We start from the raw sequence: 15639 nt of genomic DNA, 5'->3' as shown, positions 1-15639 counted from the left end.
GCCAAGTTTAATGACAATAAAAGTATATAACACCTTACTGGTCTGTCCAGTTTGATTTGGTTATAAAATTATGTACAGCCATTCATGGTATGAATGCTAGGTTAAAACCTTTGTTTTACGAAATATGTACATTTGTGAAAGGTTACAACAAACTTCCAGTATTATATCATTATACGTTATTGCTCAGGCCATGCTCAAAAGACACATTTGTTTGAATGTCCACAATTGGCACTTAGCGGACACTGCCAAACGTCAATCAAACCAACTCAAGAATTCCCTTCAGCCCCACAATCGCAGACCAAACAAACAGAAGGTTCGCCAGCACTACCAGCCAAAACACCACACGAAATGAAAATTTACGAGTCTTGTGGCGGAATTGCTGCTGAGCGATAAGTGCGCCGGGCCAACCGCCAATTAAGGCGAGCAATTGTAGAGTGCTCTCGGCAGTGCGACGATGACTCGCTTCAGCGGCATACTTGTCGCGTGCGTAGGCCATGTAAGTTATAACGCTCATCGCTGCAGCAATAAATGGATAGCCGTACCAGATTCTATCGATGAACGCGTAGTAGAAGATTGCTGCTAAGTATATGAGCGCAATGACAATCGCGAATGTGAGAGAATAACTGAAGGTAAAATTGCTGGCGTTGCTATACCTGACATCAACAGCACGCATTTTTCCATCACGCTGTCGTTGCTCTTTGTACTCGAGTACGCAACCAATTTGCGGAATGCGATTGCGCTTCACAAACGAATTGATGTGAACGAAAATCTCTTTACTGCCGGTCGCAGGCCGAATAAAACCATAGCCCTGCTCTGCTTTCCATTTAATCAAAGTTCCTTTTTTACGCATCATCAGACTTCCTGGTATAGGTAATGTCTAGAAGAAACATGCTAAACCTGCACGATTCCCCGGCATTTCGGGTACGCGCCGCAGCCCCAGAATTGCTGGCCGGCCGTTTCTCCACGCTTACTCTCCCGCAACACCATCGCGCCGCCGCAATTCGGGCAAGTGATATTGCCTGCAACGCTGGCTTTGGTGTTCAGCGTTTCGCGCACGTGACGCACATGGTCACGGTTCGTCTTGAACGAACGCTCCAAGCGTCCTTGCTCGATTTGTTGCTTCAGCTGAAACACCTGATCGCTGCTCAACACCAGTTTGGTTTTGCTTTTGATGTAGGAAATATAAGCACCACCATAGGCCACATTAGCAGGCATAGCAGTCTTAAACACACTATTCCCGATAAACACTACTACCGAATGAATCTGCTCATCACTGAGTTCTAACAGCGACTGCAGCGTTTTAACGTGCTTGTAGTTCTGATGTAGAGGATTCTGAAACTTGGTCGTATGCCGATAGATTTTCTGGGTCCAGGTTTTCTGCTTCTCTGCGCCGAAGATCCACCCCTTCATATACTTGGTTTCCACCACAAAAACGCCATAGACGGAGACAATAATATGATCGATCTGCGTGGTTCCTGTGTCCGTCGGAAGGGTCACATCTTTAATCAAATGATAGGTATCATGGTCCAGACGGAAATACGCCGCCATGTTAACCAGAAATTCACCCAGCTTTCCCTTAAACCATGCCGAGCTGAAAAAGGCAGCCAGTACCGCCAACGCGACAGCATAGCCGCCATAAGTAAGCAGCAAGTCATTCGCGTGCTCAAACAATACCGCGGTCACATCCATTTATTTATTCTCCATCACAACTAAACTGTTAGCAGCTGCTTGAGCCGCTGGTGGCTGCGCTGGTGCTGGCAGCCATAATTGCCGGCATAATTGCGGCCATCATCACTGCAACTTCAACGGCAGCGATAACGTCTTTTGCTGTTTGACCTAATAACTCTCCGTTGACCACTTGTTCGATTCGCTCTTTATTCGACTTCAACTCGTCTTTACTAAAGACCTGCGGCAATAAACGAGCGCCTTTGGCTAAGGAAACAATGACCGCTATTCGTGGATCAATCTCCAGCGGTCGATCAAGAATTAACCGCCGCATCTCGCTCCGCAGATGTTGTTCCGGTGCTGGATTCACTTCCGGATACACCCGCTTGGTAAACAACCAGAGTACCTTCTTCTCTTCCAGCTCAACAATACCGTCCGCCACCAATGCCTGCGCAACTTTATGTTTCAATTTAGGAATGGCTCCTACGCGCATCACCCAGTCTTTCAATTTGCCACGACGTTTCGCAGTGGCCATCTTCTGGAGGGCTTCGTCAAACACCTGGTCACCCGTCGGTGCGTCATCGAGCACCCGCACTTTGTCTTTATTCTCGGCATCCACTTCGATGCGCTTCATCAGCAGCAGGTCAGCCAGGATGGCGGCGGCCACACCGTAATTGATATAAGCGCCATTCATGGTGCCCTTCTCTTCACAAAGCGCCAATAGCATCAATGCTTCATAAAGCTTCAGCGGCTGTTCAGTAGTCGGGGTTCCAGTATGCATAAAATTCTTCCCATTTTTGTTGTCGTAGACGATTGCGCGGACCTGGGCAGCGAGTTCAGTTTGGTCTAATCCATTTCCAGCTCGCTCGTGTTGCAATAAATAGCCCAGCTGCCGCGCGCATTCACGCGCAACTTGAGTCGTTAGATCGACTTCGCTTTCCTGCGCTGTCACAACTCACCTCCCTGTTACTCACTGTTACCCATGCCAGTTGGTTAAAATCTAAGCTTACCCCATAAGCCTGGATTCCCGACATCCGAAAAACGTAACATTCTGTAAGTCATCAATCACTGAGCAACAGGACACCAAACCGAAGCTCTCAAGATGAGCTAGGAGTTTGATGCAAAACGCCCTGCTGCGCCAACTATGCTGCAAGGGCAAAATAATGCCGCAAATCTGGTGCATTATTTTTCGAATTTTAAAATACCACCATAGACTCATAGCTAAGTCGGTGCCTAAGTGATTTTTAAACGTAGGCTGGGGTTTCGTTGAAAGAGTCGCAGCTAGAACCACTGATAGACTTAGTAATAGAAGAGCGCATCAGACTGAGATCCGATGGATTGCGGCGGATTTAATCATGGCGCTTAGCCGCGACCGGTGTTTGCCCGGTTCGGTTCTCCCCCCTTTTTTAGGATTAAAAGCTGGAGTCCGGCTGCACCAGGAATTCTTGCTCTGCAGCGCTGGAGGTGCGCCCTAAAGCTGCGTTCCGATGGGGATAACGGCCAAAACGCTTAAGAATATCCAGATGCTTCACCTCAAAATCATAGTTATTCTCAAGGCCGGGTTGCTTGTAAAGCCGCAGGGCTTGTTCATGAATGACCAACGATTCACTATGCATGTACGGCATGTACAAAAATGCTTTCTCGGCGGCTTTTAACTCCCTGTCGACTCCCAGTGCAACGGCTTCCTGGGCGAGTATTAAGGCCATGGGGTCCTGCGCAAAGGCGCCTGGGGAGTCACGATAAATATTACGGGAGAATTGGTCGAGTACGATGATCTCCGCCAGCCGTCCACGCGCGCTTTCACGCCATTGCCAGCATTCCCCTTCCTTTGCAGCTGCAAGCACCTCGCCAAAGCGATTGGCAATACGCTTGTCTAACTGGTCATTTTTGCTGAACCAGTCTTTCGCGGACAGTTCGCTGAACCAAAAGTCCAAAACAGTAGTTGCATTCATCATCATCTCCCTGTCAAAAAGCCCCATGCAACATGAGAAGCATGGGGCTTATGGACACAATCTACGTTGGCTAATTTCATCAGCCAGCTCTATCAGTTAGCTTCTTCCTTTACGCTCAACTGATTACGCACACCTACTACACCTTCAGTATCGCGAGCGAGCCGTTCAAGTTCAATATAAGCGTCGTGAGTGGGGACTTCGCCGGTTAAGGTAACCACACCACCAGTCGTTTCGACAGTGACCTGCGCAGCACTTTCGAGCGCCATCAGTTTGCTTTGAACCTTGGCATTAATCGCCGCATCACTGACATGGTCACCACCGTCCTGGGTCGCAACTTCCGTCGCCTGTGCGGCTGGCTCGATTGGCGTTGTCGCTACGGCAGCAGTACCGAAAGCTAGCGCGAACACTGAGGCTAACGATGCAAATACGTTTCTTATCTTCATGAGATTCCTCCTCATTTCGAGTAAAAAAATTGCTGTTCCACTATAACTATAGTTGGCTGAGTAAGAATATAAAGCCGCTTTGCACAGTCTTAACTCCATCAGGACTAGGTTAATTTTTGTACATGAGCTAAACCTATAAGGTGACACCATGCCAAAGGAGGCAAGCAAATGAACCGAATTCTATCTATTTTTATTACCGCTGCGTTTGCATTAAGCGCGACAACCGTCCTTGCACAAACACAGGACGCAACTCAATCAAAAGAGTCAACTGAGACCAAAGCAAGCGAAGACCCCCCGAAGAAAAAAATGAAGAGAATGGATAAAACCACGCCCAAGCTTAACCTCTCTGCTGGTCAAAACGATGATAACCCTGACTTTATCGATGCGGATTCAGACGATGACAGCGTGCTCGATACCACCGCAGACGATGACGCTAAGCCAGCAGCTGCTGCTCATGAAGCGGCCCACGTCGTCCAGCAGCGTGCCGAACGGACCGAAGAAAGTACTGAAGAAAGTACTGAAGACAGTACTGAAGCAAGTACTGAAGCAAGTACTGAAGAGAGTACTGAAAAGAAAACGTCTAAGAAGAAAAAAGGCGGCAACCGTGAGTCACCGCCTGGAAGCATTAATTAAACTGGATGACCACCCCCGCCAACACGGCAACGACCACCTCATCCTGTTGCTGTAACAGGAAGGTGGCATTCTGCCTTTGTTGGGGGCGTGATCCAGGGATCGACCGCGGATTGACCAAAACCGGTAGGTGGGTGCTGATATTCAGCTTATCGGCGTCACCATTAAAGTGGGTAAAACCCTCTTTCAGCAACTGCAAATATTCATGATGTGACAACGTCAGGCCCTTCGCCGGAACGCTATACGCCTTGCCCGCTTTGTAGGTTAGATTCTGCGCGTCATGGCGCACAAACGCTGGAAACACTGATAAATCACCAACCTCTCGAATCGAACCATTGCGACGCGCATCTGCGCTGCGGTTGATGCCGATATCGATACGGTAAGTGTGTTCACCGTCCACCACCTGCACGTCGTCGAAAATCACATCTTTAAAGCTATTCGAATTATTCATCGGAATCTTGTGGTAAGGCTCCAGCGTGACGTCCGCGTAGGCCTCATTGGCAATACTGTCGAGTGCGCGAATCAACATCGTCACATTAACCGCACGGGCCTTCTGGCGATTCGGATCCTGCGGGTAGGCACCGGATTCGATTAAAATCGTGCTAATCCCCATCGCGGAGAAGTTATCACCGAAAGCTCGCGGCGCGAACGTGTCGTTATAGCGACCGACGTGGCCCGGGATCATCGCCTCTGTTACCGCACCCAGATCGCCGATGAGTTTCATCGCGCGGCCACGACTATCATTAATATCCTTGGCATGGTTATAGGCTGGTGCCAGTACTGAAATGGTTGCCGTTTTACCGGTGTTGCCAACTTCGTAATAACGGCTTTGGTCGTGCAAGTTAAAGCCGAAATCGGGTTGCAGGGCTTTGCCCTGTGCCATTAATACCTGTCCCTCTGGCGTTTGCAATGCCATGGCGTCGCGATTCACATCAATGCCCTGAACGTTGTACCGTTGCGCAAGTTCTGCACCGTCCGGATTGACCATAGGAATCATATGCAGGGTGATATCATCGGCCCAGCTTTCGCGCCACTGTTCGTCTTTCTCAATTTTTTCCATCAAATCGAACAAAGCTGGCGTCGCTGTCGACTCATCACCGTGCATTTGTGACCACATGAACACGACGGTATCGCCTTCGCCGACACTGATCCGGTAAATCGGCCGACCCTGATAAGAGCTGCCGACCTGCTCAGTGCGAAACAGATCGTTTTGCTTGATCTGCTCAATAAAGGGCTCGATATCAGCAAAACGAATTTGCTGTTTGTCTAATCCGGCGACGAGCTTAACATCATGATGATGGCTATGATTGTGCTCGTTGTGAGCTTTTGGATCATGCGCCAGCGTAGTTGCGGACATGACGGAAGCCGCAATAAAGCCGCTGAAAATAAGGGGTAAACTAAGTTTTTTCATTTTTTATTGCTTCTCAGGGTTCAATTACTAATAAATTATTACTAGGATTGAGAGTAGCCGTTGACGCCAAACTGCGTCAACCATCACAAGTTCAACAGACCCAAATCTAAGACTAATAAAAGGTAACCTTGTCATGGATCGCAGATCTTTCATGAAAACTCTGGCCGCTGGAGCGGTTGCAACACAATTTATGTCTCCTGCACAGCTTGCTGCGTCGCCTTTTGCCGCCGGCTCGTCGGCCTTGAATGCCGGTCGCTTGCCCAAAGCTTTGAAAGCCGGCGATACTGTGCGCATGGTTGCACCAGCCAGTGCCGTGCAAGACCGCCATCATGTCATCATTGCCAAAGAAACCTTCGAAAAACTCGGCTTCAAGGTGCAACTTGGTGACTACGTGTTCGGCCGCCATGGTTACCTTTCAGGTACGGACCAAGAGCGCGCGGAGGACGTGAATAAGGCCTTTGCCGATGATAGCGTCGATGCGGTTATCGCCGTTCGCGGTGGCTGGGGTTGTAACCGTATTCTGCCGTTGCTTGATTACGATATGATTAAGCAAAATAACAAGGTACTGCTGGGCTACAGCGATATCACTTCACTGATGAATGCGCTTTATGTAAAAACCGGCATGGTCTCTTTTCATGGTCCGAACGGCTATTCCTATTGGGCCGACTTTCAGTCCGAGCAATTCAAAGATGTGATCATGGCAGGCAAAGCCACAACCATGCGCAATTACAAAGAAAAAGAAGAGACCCTGACCATGATGACCAACCGCACCACTACAGTGAACAGTGGTAAAGCGCAAGGTGTGCTGGTTGGTGGTAATTTGACGGTGCTCACCAGCTTGTGTGGCACGCCTTATTTCCCGGACTTAAGCGGCAAGATTCTGATGCTTGAAGATGTCGGCGAGAATATTTATCGCATCGACCGCTTCTTATCGCAGCTGCAACTTGCCGGTCATCTTGATGATGTGGCCGGAATTGTATTCGGCCATTGTACCGAGTGCGACCCAGGTGGCGGCTTCGGCAGTTTCACCTTGCACGAGGTGTTTGAACACTACTTTAAGCCACTCGGCGTACCGACCTACACCGGCGCTCAGTTTGGCCACATTCGCGACAATCATATTTTGCCGGTGGGTCATGTGGTCGAACTGGACGCCGATGCTGCCACGCTGAGCCTACTGGGTAGCGCGGTCAAGCCGGTTGCGTAGGGCTTGCCACTCTTCACCTTCAGGTAAGGGTTCCAGCCAGATGATGGTCTGCTGCTGCTGATCCAACTGATGTAAAGCGTAGTACAGCGCATGCGCGTACTGCGCTGGTGTGGCCCCCAGTTCTTGCTGTCCGGCAGGCCAGTCCTGACGTACTTTGCGCACTAAAATGACGCCACCTTTGGCCTCTTCAGGATTGTGCAACCACCGCAATTGCGCCTTTGGCTGATAATGTCTGGCCATATTGCCGGCCACGGCAACATCGTGTTCCGCAGGCGCATGCACCTTCTGCTTCAGCACGCCACCGATTTGCCTGGCGGTAACAGGACCCGGTCGTAGTATCTGTATACCATTGTCAATATCGCGCAAATCGACAATGGTCGATTCAATACCCACCTGACAGCGCCCGCCATCGAGCACCGCGTCAATTTTACCTTCCAGTTGCTCCAGTACATGCGCGCTGGTGGTGGGGCTCAGCTGCTGGTGCATATTCGCCGAGGGCGCAATCACCCCCAACCGATGTTGCTTGAGCAACTGTTGTAACTGCACCTGCGCTGGCAGCCGCACGGCAATACTGTGGCTACCACCAGTAATCAAGGGTGATACCCGCGGATGCCGCTTTAGTAGCAAGGTTAATGGGCCCGGCCAAAACTGCTCGGCCAGCTGATAAGCAACATCCGGGAGTTCACTCGCCCAGTCCGGCAATTGCTCGATGCTGCCGATGTGCACGATCGCCGGATGCTGCTGCGGGCGTTGTTTCGCTTCGTAAACTTTACGAATAGCGTCAGTATTGGTCGCATCTGCCGCCAAACCGTAAACGGTTTCAGTCGGAACTGCGACGATGCCACCAAGGGTCAGCAGCCGTCCGGCGTGCTGAAGATGTGTATCGTTGTCAGCCTGGAGTACCAGCGTCATGCTCTTTCCTCTCTTTTTGAATTCATTGCCTGTTGCGAATCCTCTACAGGTTTCCAACCAGTGGCACTACGTTGCTGCGGCTGGAGTTGCTGTTCGGGTTGCCACTGCCACAGATACAGCCATTCGTTGTCGATCAGCTGCCGCACCACTGGCTGTTCACTGATCACCCGGTCAATCGCTGTTTGGCTGGCAGCGATAACAACTGTCAGCCGCAGTGGTTCGTGGTACCAGTTTTCGCCATCATGTAGAGATTGTCGGGATAAGCCGATACGGATATCGCCACCATTGCCCTCAAAGACTCCTAGTCCATCTGCCACCACGTTATGCAATAATTTATTACCGCTACCGAACTGCTGTGGCGCTACCGTTGAGGCGTAGTACTGCATATTAATCCAGTGGGCGACTACCATTGGCGCTGTCATCAGCTGGGTCAGGATCTGCTGTTCCGGGTCTTGCTCTGCGTGATAATCATGGAGAAAGGCACGCGCATCGAAATGACAGTTCCGGGTGGCGGCGCGTGGTGCAAAGATAATTGCCGCATTGCGCGCCAGCCCCCACTCGGGACGTACCTCTGCCCAGCTGCCCGCACGCTTTTGCAACTGCACGGAACAGGTCTGTTGATCGTCTTTATGTGATCCGGGCGACAACCGCTGCAGTTGTTCGCGCTGAGCTTGCGTATTGGCTTTTTCGAGCCAACCCTGCAGCTTGTCGTCACTGCAGGGGCTCAACAGATTGAGTTGCTGCTGAGTGGTATCGTGCAAGCCTGGCAGAAACTCAGTGCTTGCCGGAACGGTGATCCCGTGTTGCTCTGAAAGCACCGCGCGCACCTCGTTTTGATTCAGGATCTGAGCCAGCACCTGGGCATTTGCTGAACCGGATTGCCCGCCGCAGGCACCACATTCAAGGCTGGCAGCATGGGGATTGTTACGCGTTGAGGCGCTGTGCCCCACCAGCAAAACATGCGGCGCAAAGTTAGCCGTAAGCCCCATACCCTTTAACGCATTCGCGGCAAGCTGAGCCAACTCCGCCGCGCTCTCAGGTTGACCGGCGCGGCTGATTTGCCACGCCTGTTGGTTCATACCCGGGCTGGCCACCCGACGCTGTGGCTTATAGGTAAGGCTACGTTTTAATAATTTCCAGGCCTTGGTCAGGCCGCTCATTTCAACCCAGCCATAGGCCCCTGCGGGACTTTCATGGGCCCGGTGCCAGCTCGCTGAACGCCAGGTTTCGATGTGTTTACGCTGACTCTCCGCATCATCCGGTTGGCACACCTGCCATTGTGGAGCAAGAAGGCCTGGTAATTGGGGTTTGCTGTAGCCGGGGCTGATCTGGTACTCGACGGGCAGGCCGAAAAAGCCGGCGAAACCCAGCGTCTGGATACTCTCAGATTGCGCTTCCAGTGCCCGTCGCATCGGCTCAGAGCGTACGTCAATGCACAACACCGCTTGCATTTCCGGGCGCTCCGATCGGGTGTCACAAGGGCGCTGCAATTGCGCAGCTAACTGCTGCTGGTAGCGCCACTCGCAGTGCTGCTGACGCTGCCAAAGTGGGGCCTGCTGCTGCTTCACCTCTGCTTTGACCTGTTCGTAAGCGGCCCATTGCCGTTCAAATTGTTGCCGTGTTTCAGTACTGACGCTGTGCCAACAGACCAGGTCCCAGGCCAGGCGGATGGTCAATAACTGCGTAAGCTCATCATTGAACCGTGGCTGCTGTTCCAGTTCGCGTTGCCAGCGACGCTGCGCAAAGACGCTCGCCCAACCATAAATATCATGCAGCAGCACTTGCAGATAAACGGACCATTGAGCTTCGTCCAGTGGCAGCTGCAACGCCTGCTGATACAACGCCTGATAGTCGGTCGGCAAGGCCTGCAACTGGCGTTTCACATTCTTATTATTCAGCAACAACTGAATACCGCGATCCTGCCGGGTAATCGTCAACCACTGCTTGTACATCCGCTCGTTGATATTCTGATCCTGTGCAACTTGTTCTGGATAACTTGCCCACAGGGCACAGAACTGGCTCATCTGCTGTTTAATCTCGGTCAGCCAGGGCAAGGCGCGCGCACCCTTCTGCCGCAGGTTCACATCCTGTACTGCCGCCACTGAGCCAGCCCATTCGGGCACTGCTTCGCCAGCTGGCGTCGCCGGCATCAGCATCGGGATCCCAAACCAGGCCTGTTGTTCCGCGGCGACGTCCTGCACAGAGCGGTCGCGTTGCTGCCACCACGGGTTGACCGCGATGCTGCGATCCAATGGCCAGCTGGGCGCCACCTCCGCGGTCGCGGCAGCCACTAAAGCCTCAAGATCAGGCTGTTGCAAACACTCAGCGGGCATTGCTGTCATGATGAGACTCCTTTTGAGTTCGTTGTGCGTAAGGGCCAAATGGTCAAGGTTAGCCGTGTCGCCCATTCGTCGAGGTAGAGCCCGGCGTTCAGTGCCACGAACAAGCGGCTGCTGTGCGCCGACTGAGGCCGATACAGCAACCACAGGTAGACCGCCGTGATACCAAGCAAGACCGTGCAGATCCAGACATCCAGCTGCCACAAATACGGAGCCTGAGCGAATTTTAATTGCTGGCTAAGGGCCCAGGTCGCGATGAGATAAACGCCAAACCACACCACTGCGGCACATAGTGCCCGCAGTAACTCACTGAACCTGAACCGCTCAAACATGGTCGACAACCACAGCCCAAGCGCCAGACTCACCGCTAGCCAGGGCGCAATATAATCAAATTCAAAGGTACTGATGACCAAGCCTGTGACTAAACCCAGCACCGCTAACACACCGCCAATGACTGCAGCAAAAGGCGGCAGGCCAAGTTGCACGAAGCGTTGTCGCTCGCGTTGTTCAACTGCGGAACCTGAGGTCAAAAAGGCATAGGCCTTGTAGCACGAGTGCGCCAGTAAATGCAGTGCCGCCAGGGTGTAGTAACCAAGGCTGATCTCCACCAGCATTAACGCCATTTGCGCTACCGTGGACCAGGCCAGGCGCACTTTCACACTGATGCGGGTCATGGTCACCGTCGCGGCCACCAGCATACTGATGCCCGCAACAATCGCTAACAGCCAGCGGGCTACGGGTGCATCGGTAAGCAACGAGGAAAATTGCAGGAGTAAAAAACCACCGAGATTAATAATGCCAGCATGCAGCAGTGCTGAGACCGCGGTAGGAGCCTCGACCACTTGCAACAACCAGCCGTGCATCGGCAATTGCGCGCACTTTAATAAGGCAACAATGACCAACAGTATCGCTATCCATTGAGTTGCTGGGCTATCCAGCAGCGCCAGAGCGGATAACTCGGAAATGTAGAGCACGTCAAACTGCCACCATAAACCAACTAGGGCTGCCCCCAGAGAGGTTTCAGCCAGGCGGGCAAAAATAAACTTTTTGTGCGCGGCCAGTTGCGCGCGTGGGCGCTCAGGATAAAACACCAGCAAGCGGTGCAAACTCAGACTGACACCGACCCACCCCAACCAGAACAGCAAAAAGTGGTCGCTGACGGCAGTGAACAGGATGGCGATAAGTACCGCCATCAGCCAGCGATGGAACCGGGCCCCTTCATGCTCGTCTCGCATTTGTACGGCAGCAAAGCGCACCACCACAAAACCAATGAAGCTGATCATCGCGGCAAAACCTGCGCTCAGTGGGGTCAATCCAAATCCCCAGCCATACAACGCGGTTGCGCCCCCCATACCTGTTATCAGACTGACACTTAGAAAAGCCAGTGCGAAGACTGCCAAGATGCTTGCGGTAATACGCCAGCGCATAATGCCTCCAACTTCCATATTTTGTTATGGCGGCATTGTGCGCTATTGAAATATATTTATAAAATACATATATTCTATAGTTACGTTCTATTTTAACGAACGATTAATGCAGGGGGCTTGTTGTGTCACGTTTGAATTACCACCACCTTTACTATTTCTGGCGGGTTGCAAAGCATGGCAATCTAACCGCAACCGCACAGCAGCTGGCGATTTCTCAGTCGGCATTATCGGCACAGATCAATCAGCTCGAACATAGCATAGGGCAGCCGCTGTTTACCCGGGAAGGTCGCACTTTGGTGCTCACCGAACTAGGACAAACCGTACTCAATTATGCGGAAGATATTTTTCAGCGTGGCGAGGAGCTGCAACAATTATTGAAACAAGGCACGCTTGCTCTGCCGAGTCTGAAAATCGGGGTGCTATCAAGTATGTCCCGTAATTTTATTGATACCTTCATTCAACCCTTGATGCAGCAGAACGATGTGCACTTTCAACTGATCGCACGGCCGCAACCGGAATTGCAGGAGCTGTTAGCGCAGCATCAGCTGGATATCATTCTGACCAATCATGAGTTACCCAGTAACGATGAAATTGCCTGGCAATCGCAGCTATTGGCCCGCCAGCCGGTCAGCGTGATCGCACCGCAGCCGCTGGCCCACTTACCCACTCAGATCGATGCCAGTTACCGTGAGCAACGTTGGGTGGTGCCCTCCTACGCTTCGCCGTTAAGGGCAACCTTTGAATCCTTCTGTACCCAGCACGAGCTGGCACCCGATATTATCGCCGAGGCCGATGACATGGCCATGCTGCGCCTGCTGGCCCGCGATAGTGGTGCTTTGGCGGTGATGCCAGCCGTGGTGGTGCGCGATGAACTTCTGTCCGGCTTGCTTAGCAAGCGCTTTGAATTACCCAATTCATTTGAAAACTTTTACGCAGTTACCCTGAGCCGCAAATATCAACATCCACTGCTTCCCAGCTTGCTCCAGGCAACACAGCATCTATCCTGAATAGCAGACAGCAACGTTTTTTGGGCAAACAATGTTAGGATAATAACCACTGCCCAGATGGTAGATTCGAACTGCCCGTTTTAGCAAGGAGATGTAATGAAAGCCGAGCAAAGCTACCCGCGTTTAGACCCGCGCCTGACGGCGGCTGTGGAGCCGACCCCGGTGATGAATCCGCAGTGGATCGCCTTTAATGATGAGCTCGCTGAGCAACTGGCTATCCCAGCGGCCCAGCGTGCTAGCGACGATGGCTTACAGATCTTTTCCGGCAACCAGGTGCCCGACTGGGCGCAACCCCACGCCCTCGCCTACGCGGGCCATCAGTTTGCCAACTATGTGCCTCAGTTAGGCGATGGCCGCGCAGTCTTGCTAACTGAAGTCATCGGTAACGATGGACGGCGTTACGATATCCAGCTCAAAGGTTCCGGGCGTACCCCTTATTCACGCGGTGGTGATGGTCGCTCTCCCATCGGACCGGTCCTACGTGAGTATCTTCTTAGTGAAGCCATGCACCGGCTGGGAGTGCCCACCACCCGGGCACTGGCGGCTGTTGCCACGGGTGAGCTGGTACAGCGTGAAGAAGCTCTGCCCGGCGCCATATTGACGCGCGTCGCTGCCAGTCACTTAAGAGTAGGAACGGCACAATACGTGCTGGCGTTTAAAGAACGTGATTTACTGAAGAAGTTCGCCGATTACGTCATCGACCGTCACTACCCCCACTGTGCCAATGCTGAGGATCCCTATTTAGCGTTGCTTGAGGCCGTGATCGATCGCCAGGCGCAACTGATCGCGCAGTGGATGAGTCTGGGCTTTATTCATGGCGTAATGAACACTGACAACATGACCCTCTCAGGGGAAACCATTGATTACGGTCCCTGTGCGTTTATGGAAGCCTACGATCCGGCCACGGTCTTTAGCTTTATCGACCGGCGGGGTCGTTATGCGTATCAGAATCAGCCGGGTATCGGCGTCTGGAATCTCGCCCGCTTTGCCGAAACACTATTGCCGCTTATCAAGGTGGGAGCGGATGATACGGATGATGCTAAGGGTGCTATCAAGCAGGCAACTGCTGCCATAGAGCAGTTTCAGCAGATCTATGAGGGCTATTACTGGCAACGTATGACAGCAAAAATTGGTCTGCCCGGCGCTGACGCTGACGCTAAAGTACTCACTCAGGATTATCTTGAGCTCATGCAACAACAGCAGGTCGACTTTACGCTGGCGTTTCGCTTGCTTGGTGATTCTGACCCCAAACGGCTCGCAGACTTGTTCGAGAACAGCCAGGCCTGGCAAGACTGGCATCAGCGATGGCAGCAGGCCATTATGGCTGAGCATGCTTCAATGAGCAGTGCACAAACTAAACTCAATCGCATAAACCCGGCTTACATTCCTCGTAATCACCTGGTTGAAGCGGCGATTGAGGAAGCGGTACAAGAGGGTTCGCTGGCGTTGTTTAATCAACTGAATGAGGTTTTGCGCACACCTTTTGTCGAACAGGACAATGCCGGAGATTTCTTTCAGCCGGCAACGCCCGAACAAGCGGTCCCACGCACCTTCTGCGGCACCTGATACGCGTTTATCGACATAAAAAACCCCGTACAAGTCCCTCTGTACGGGGCTCCTCTCGGGAGAGATCGAACTTGCTTTTACTTTAAACTAAGAAGCTTCGGTCTTTACCTTGATGTCATTTTTGACATCTTTTACTCCTTCAATACCGCGCGAAATCCGCTCAGCGGTATCGATATCCTCTTCTTGCTTAACAAAACCACTCAACTGCACAATGCCGTTACTGGTTTCCACGTTAACCTCAATAACATTTAACGCGTCACTCGCCAGAATTGTAGATTTAACTTTAGTGGTGAGCGCGGCGTCACTTAGGTAACCTTTGGTCTCTTCCACTGCGGTCTCAGTAGAGCTTGCTGCATTTTCAGCATGTTGCTGCGCATATTCAACAGTGGCTGCAACAGCGGCAGACCCCAGTGTTGCGGTGAATACACCGGCAATTAAACTTGCGATACGTAGGTTTTTCATAAAACACCTCCTGTTAGGTTCATCTTCACTATAGTGAAGCCCTTTTAGCTTTGTCGGTGCTTTACGGATACTTTGCAGTGCTTACAAAACGTAAGGATTCAGCTGCCAGATGCTGTAATTTAAGGCCATCGCGAAGCTTACCCAGGCCAGATAAGGAAGCATCAGAATCGCTGCAGCCTTGTTTAGACGCCAGTAAAGTACGATAGTGGCCAGGATGGCACACCAGAGCAGAATGATTTCTACGAAGCTTACCGCACCCAGGTACCAGGCAAAAAATAACCAGCTCCAGAGCATATTCAGGGCCAGTTGTACCAGATTCACCTGTAATGCGCGCTTAGCCAACCCCGTAAAGCCGTATTCCCGCCAGACCAACCAGGCGGCAATGGCCATCATGGTGTACAGTGCGGTCCATACGGGACCAAATAACCAAGCTGCCGGTGCCCAGTCCGGTAAGGTCAGCTCACGATAGAAAACCGGCGCATTGGCCGAGCCCCAACCGCCGATTGCAGCCACAATAAATGACAATGCCAGCCAGCCAAGTAAACCGCCAATCTGTTTCATTAATGACATAAAACGCCCTCTAGTTTATGACTATTTTTCAACATAGCATTTCTATCTTAG

At 51.9% G+C, this 15639-nt stretch carries 15 protein-coding genes; 4 read left to right on the top strand and 11 right to left on the bottom strand.

Annotated features, from left to right (window positions below; genetic code table 11):
- Positions 1-256 precede the first annotated feature (256 nt).
- The 5 genes from J6J34_RS10300 to J6J34_RS10280 form a co-directional block, all read right to left on the bottom strand.
- Positions 257-853, bottom strand: a complete 597-nt coding sequence (locus J6J34_RS10300) for a cold shock and DUF1294 domain-containing protein (RefSeq protein ID WP_301898987.1) — start codon at positions 851-853, stop codon at positions 257-259.
- A gap of 38 nt (positions 854-891) precedes the next feature.
- Positions 892-1689: a nuclease-related domain-containing protein gene (locus J6J34_RS10295; RefSeq protein ID WP_301898986.1), complete on the bottom strand. Its 798-nt coding sequence runs from the start codon at positions 1687-1689 to the stop codon at positions 892-894.
- Positions 1690-1717: 28 nt separating this feature from the next.
- Positions 1718-2617, bottom strand: coding sequence for a GOLPH3/VPS74 family protein (locus J6J34_RS10290; RefSeq protein WP_301898985.1), 900 nt, complete (start codon positions 2615-2617; stop codon positions 1718-1720).
- A 460-nt stretch (positions 2618-3077) separates the two neighbouring features.
- Positions 3078-3617, bottom strand: a complete 540-nt coding sequence (locus J6J34_RS10285) for a DUF924 family protein (RefSeq protein WP_418055286.1) — start codon at positions 3615-3617, stop codon at positions 3078-3080.
- A gap of 92 nt (positions 3618-3709) precedes the next feature.
- Entirely contained in the window at positions 3710-4060 is a 351-nt protein-coding gene (locus J6J34_RS10280) for a BON domain-containing protein (protein WP_301774244.1), read from the bottom strand.
- A 168-nt stretch (positions 4061-4228) separates the two neighbouring features.
- Between J6J34_RS10280 and J6J34_RS10275 the strand changes: the two genes are divergently transcribed.
- Positions 4229-4693, top strand: a complete 465-nt coding sequence (locus J6J34_RS10275; protein WP_301898983.1) for a hypothetical protein — start codon at positions 4229-4231, stop codon at positions 4691-4693.
- On the opposite strand, the gene J6J34_RS10270 is transcribed toward J6J34_RS10275, so the two are convergent.
- A complete protein-coding gene (locus J6J34_RS10270; RefSeq protein WP_301898982.1) occupies positions 4686-6101 on the bottom strand; it encodes a M14 family metallopeptidase in 1416 nt (471 codons plus the stop codon). The two genes, J6J34_RS10275 and J6J34_RS10270, sit on opposite strands and share 8 nt — an antisense overlap.
- Before the next feature lie 133 nt (positions 6102-6234).
- Between J6J34_RS10270 and J6J34_RS10265 the strand changes: the two genes are divergently transcribed.
- On the top strand, positions 6235-7305 hold the full coding sequence (locus J6J34_RS10265; RefSeq protein ID WP_301720538.1) for a S66 peptidase family protein: 1071 nt from the start codon (positions 6235-6237) through the stop codon (positions 7303-7305).
- On the opposite strand, the gene J6J34_RS10260 is transcribed toward J6J34_RS10265, so the two are convergent.
- The 3 genes from J6J34_RS10260 to J6J34_RS10250 are packed head-to-tail and all read right to left on the bottom strand — an operon-like array spanning position 7273 to position 11983.
- The gene (locus tag J6J34_RS10260) at positions 7273-8217 is read right to left on the bottom strand and encodes an L-threonylcarbamoyladenylate synthase (protein ID WP_301898981.1); all 945 of its coding nucleotides are present in this window, start codon (positions 8215-8217) and stop codon (positions 7273-7275) included. The genes J6J34_RS10265 and J6J34_RS10260 overlap by 33 nt on opposite strands.
- The gene (locus J6J34_RS10255) at positions 8214-10559 is read right to left on the bottom strand and encodes a putative inorganic carbon transporter subunit DabA (protein WP_301898980.1); all 2346 of its coding nucleotides are present in this window, start codon (positions 10557-10559) and stop codon (positions 8214-8216) included. The genes J6J34_RS10260 and J6J34_RS10255 overlap by 4 nt, the downstream gene beginning before the upstream one ends.
- On the bottom strand, positions 10556-11983 hold the full coding sequence (locus tag J6J34_RS10250; protein WP_301898979.1) for an NADH-quinone oxidoreductase subunit L: 1428 nt from the start codon (positions 11981-11983) through the stop codon (positions 10556-10558). The genes J6J34_RS10255 and J6J34_RS10250 overlap by 4 nt, the downstream gene beginning before the upstream one ends.
- Before the next feature lie 122 nt (positions 11984-12105).
- On the opposite strand from J6J34_RS10250, the gene J6J34_RS10245 reads away from it, so the two are divergent.
- Entirely contained in the window at positions 12106-12990 is an 885-nt protein-coding gene (locus J6J34_RS10245) for a LysR family transcriptional regulator (protein WP_301720543.1), read from the top strand.
- Between the two features lie 96 nt (positions 12991-13086).
- Positions 13087-14556 (top strand): protein adenylyltransferase SelO, encoded by a 1470-nt coding sequence (locus J6J34_RS10240; protein ID WP_301898978.1) that lies wholly within the window; start codon positions 13087-13089, stop codon positions 14554-14556.
- A gap of 87 nt (positions 14557-14643) precedes the next feature.
- Here J6J34_RS10240 and J6J34_RS10235 read toward each other — a convergent pair whose 3' ends face one another.
- Positions 14644-15018 carry a BON domain-containing protein gene (locus J6J34_RS10235; RefSeq protein WP_301898977.1) on the bottom strand — a complete coding sequence of 125 codons (375 nt, stop codon included), beginning with the start codon at positions 15016-15018 and terminating at the stop codon, positions 14644-14646.
- Between the two features lie 81 nt (positions 15019-15099).
- Complete coding sequence (locus J6J34_RS10230) at positions 15100-15588, bottom strand: TspO/MBR family protein (RefSeq protein WP_301720547.1); 489 nt, start codon at positions 15586-15588, stop codon at positions 15100-15102.
- Positions 15589-15639 lie beyond the last annotated feature (51 nt).

The sequence above is a fragment of the Pseudidiomarina terrestris genome, assembly GCF_030466405.1.
Taxonomy (GTDB): domain Bacteria; phylum Pseudomonadota; class Gammaproteobacteria; order Enterobacterales; family Alteromonadaceae; genus Pseudidiomarina; species Pseudidiomarina terrestris.
This window is presented reverse-complemented; position numbering and strand designations above follow the sequence as displayed.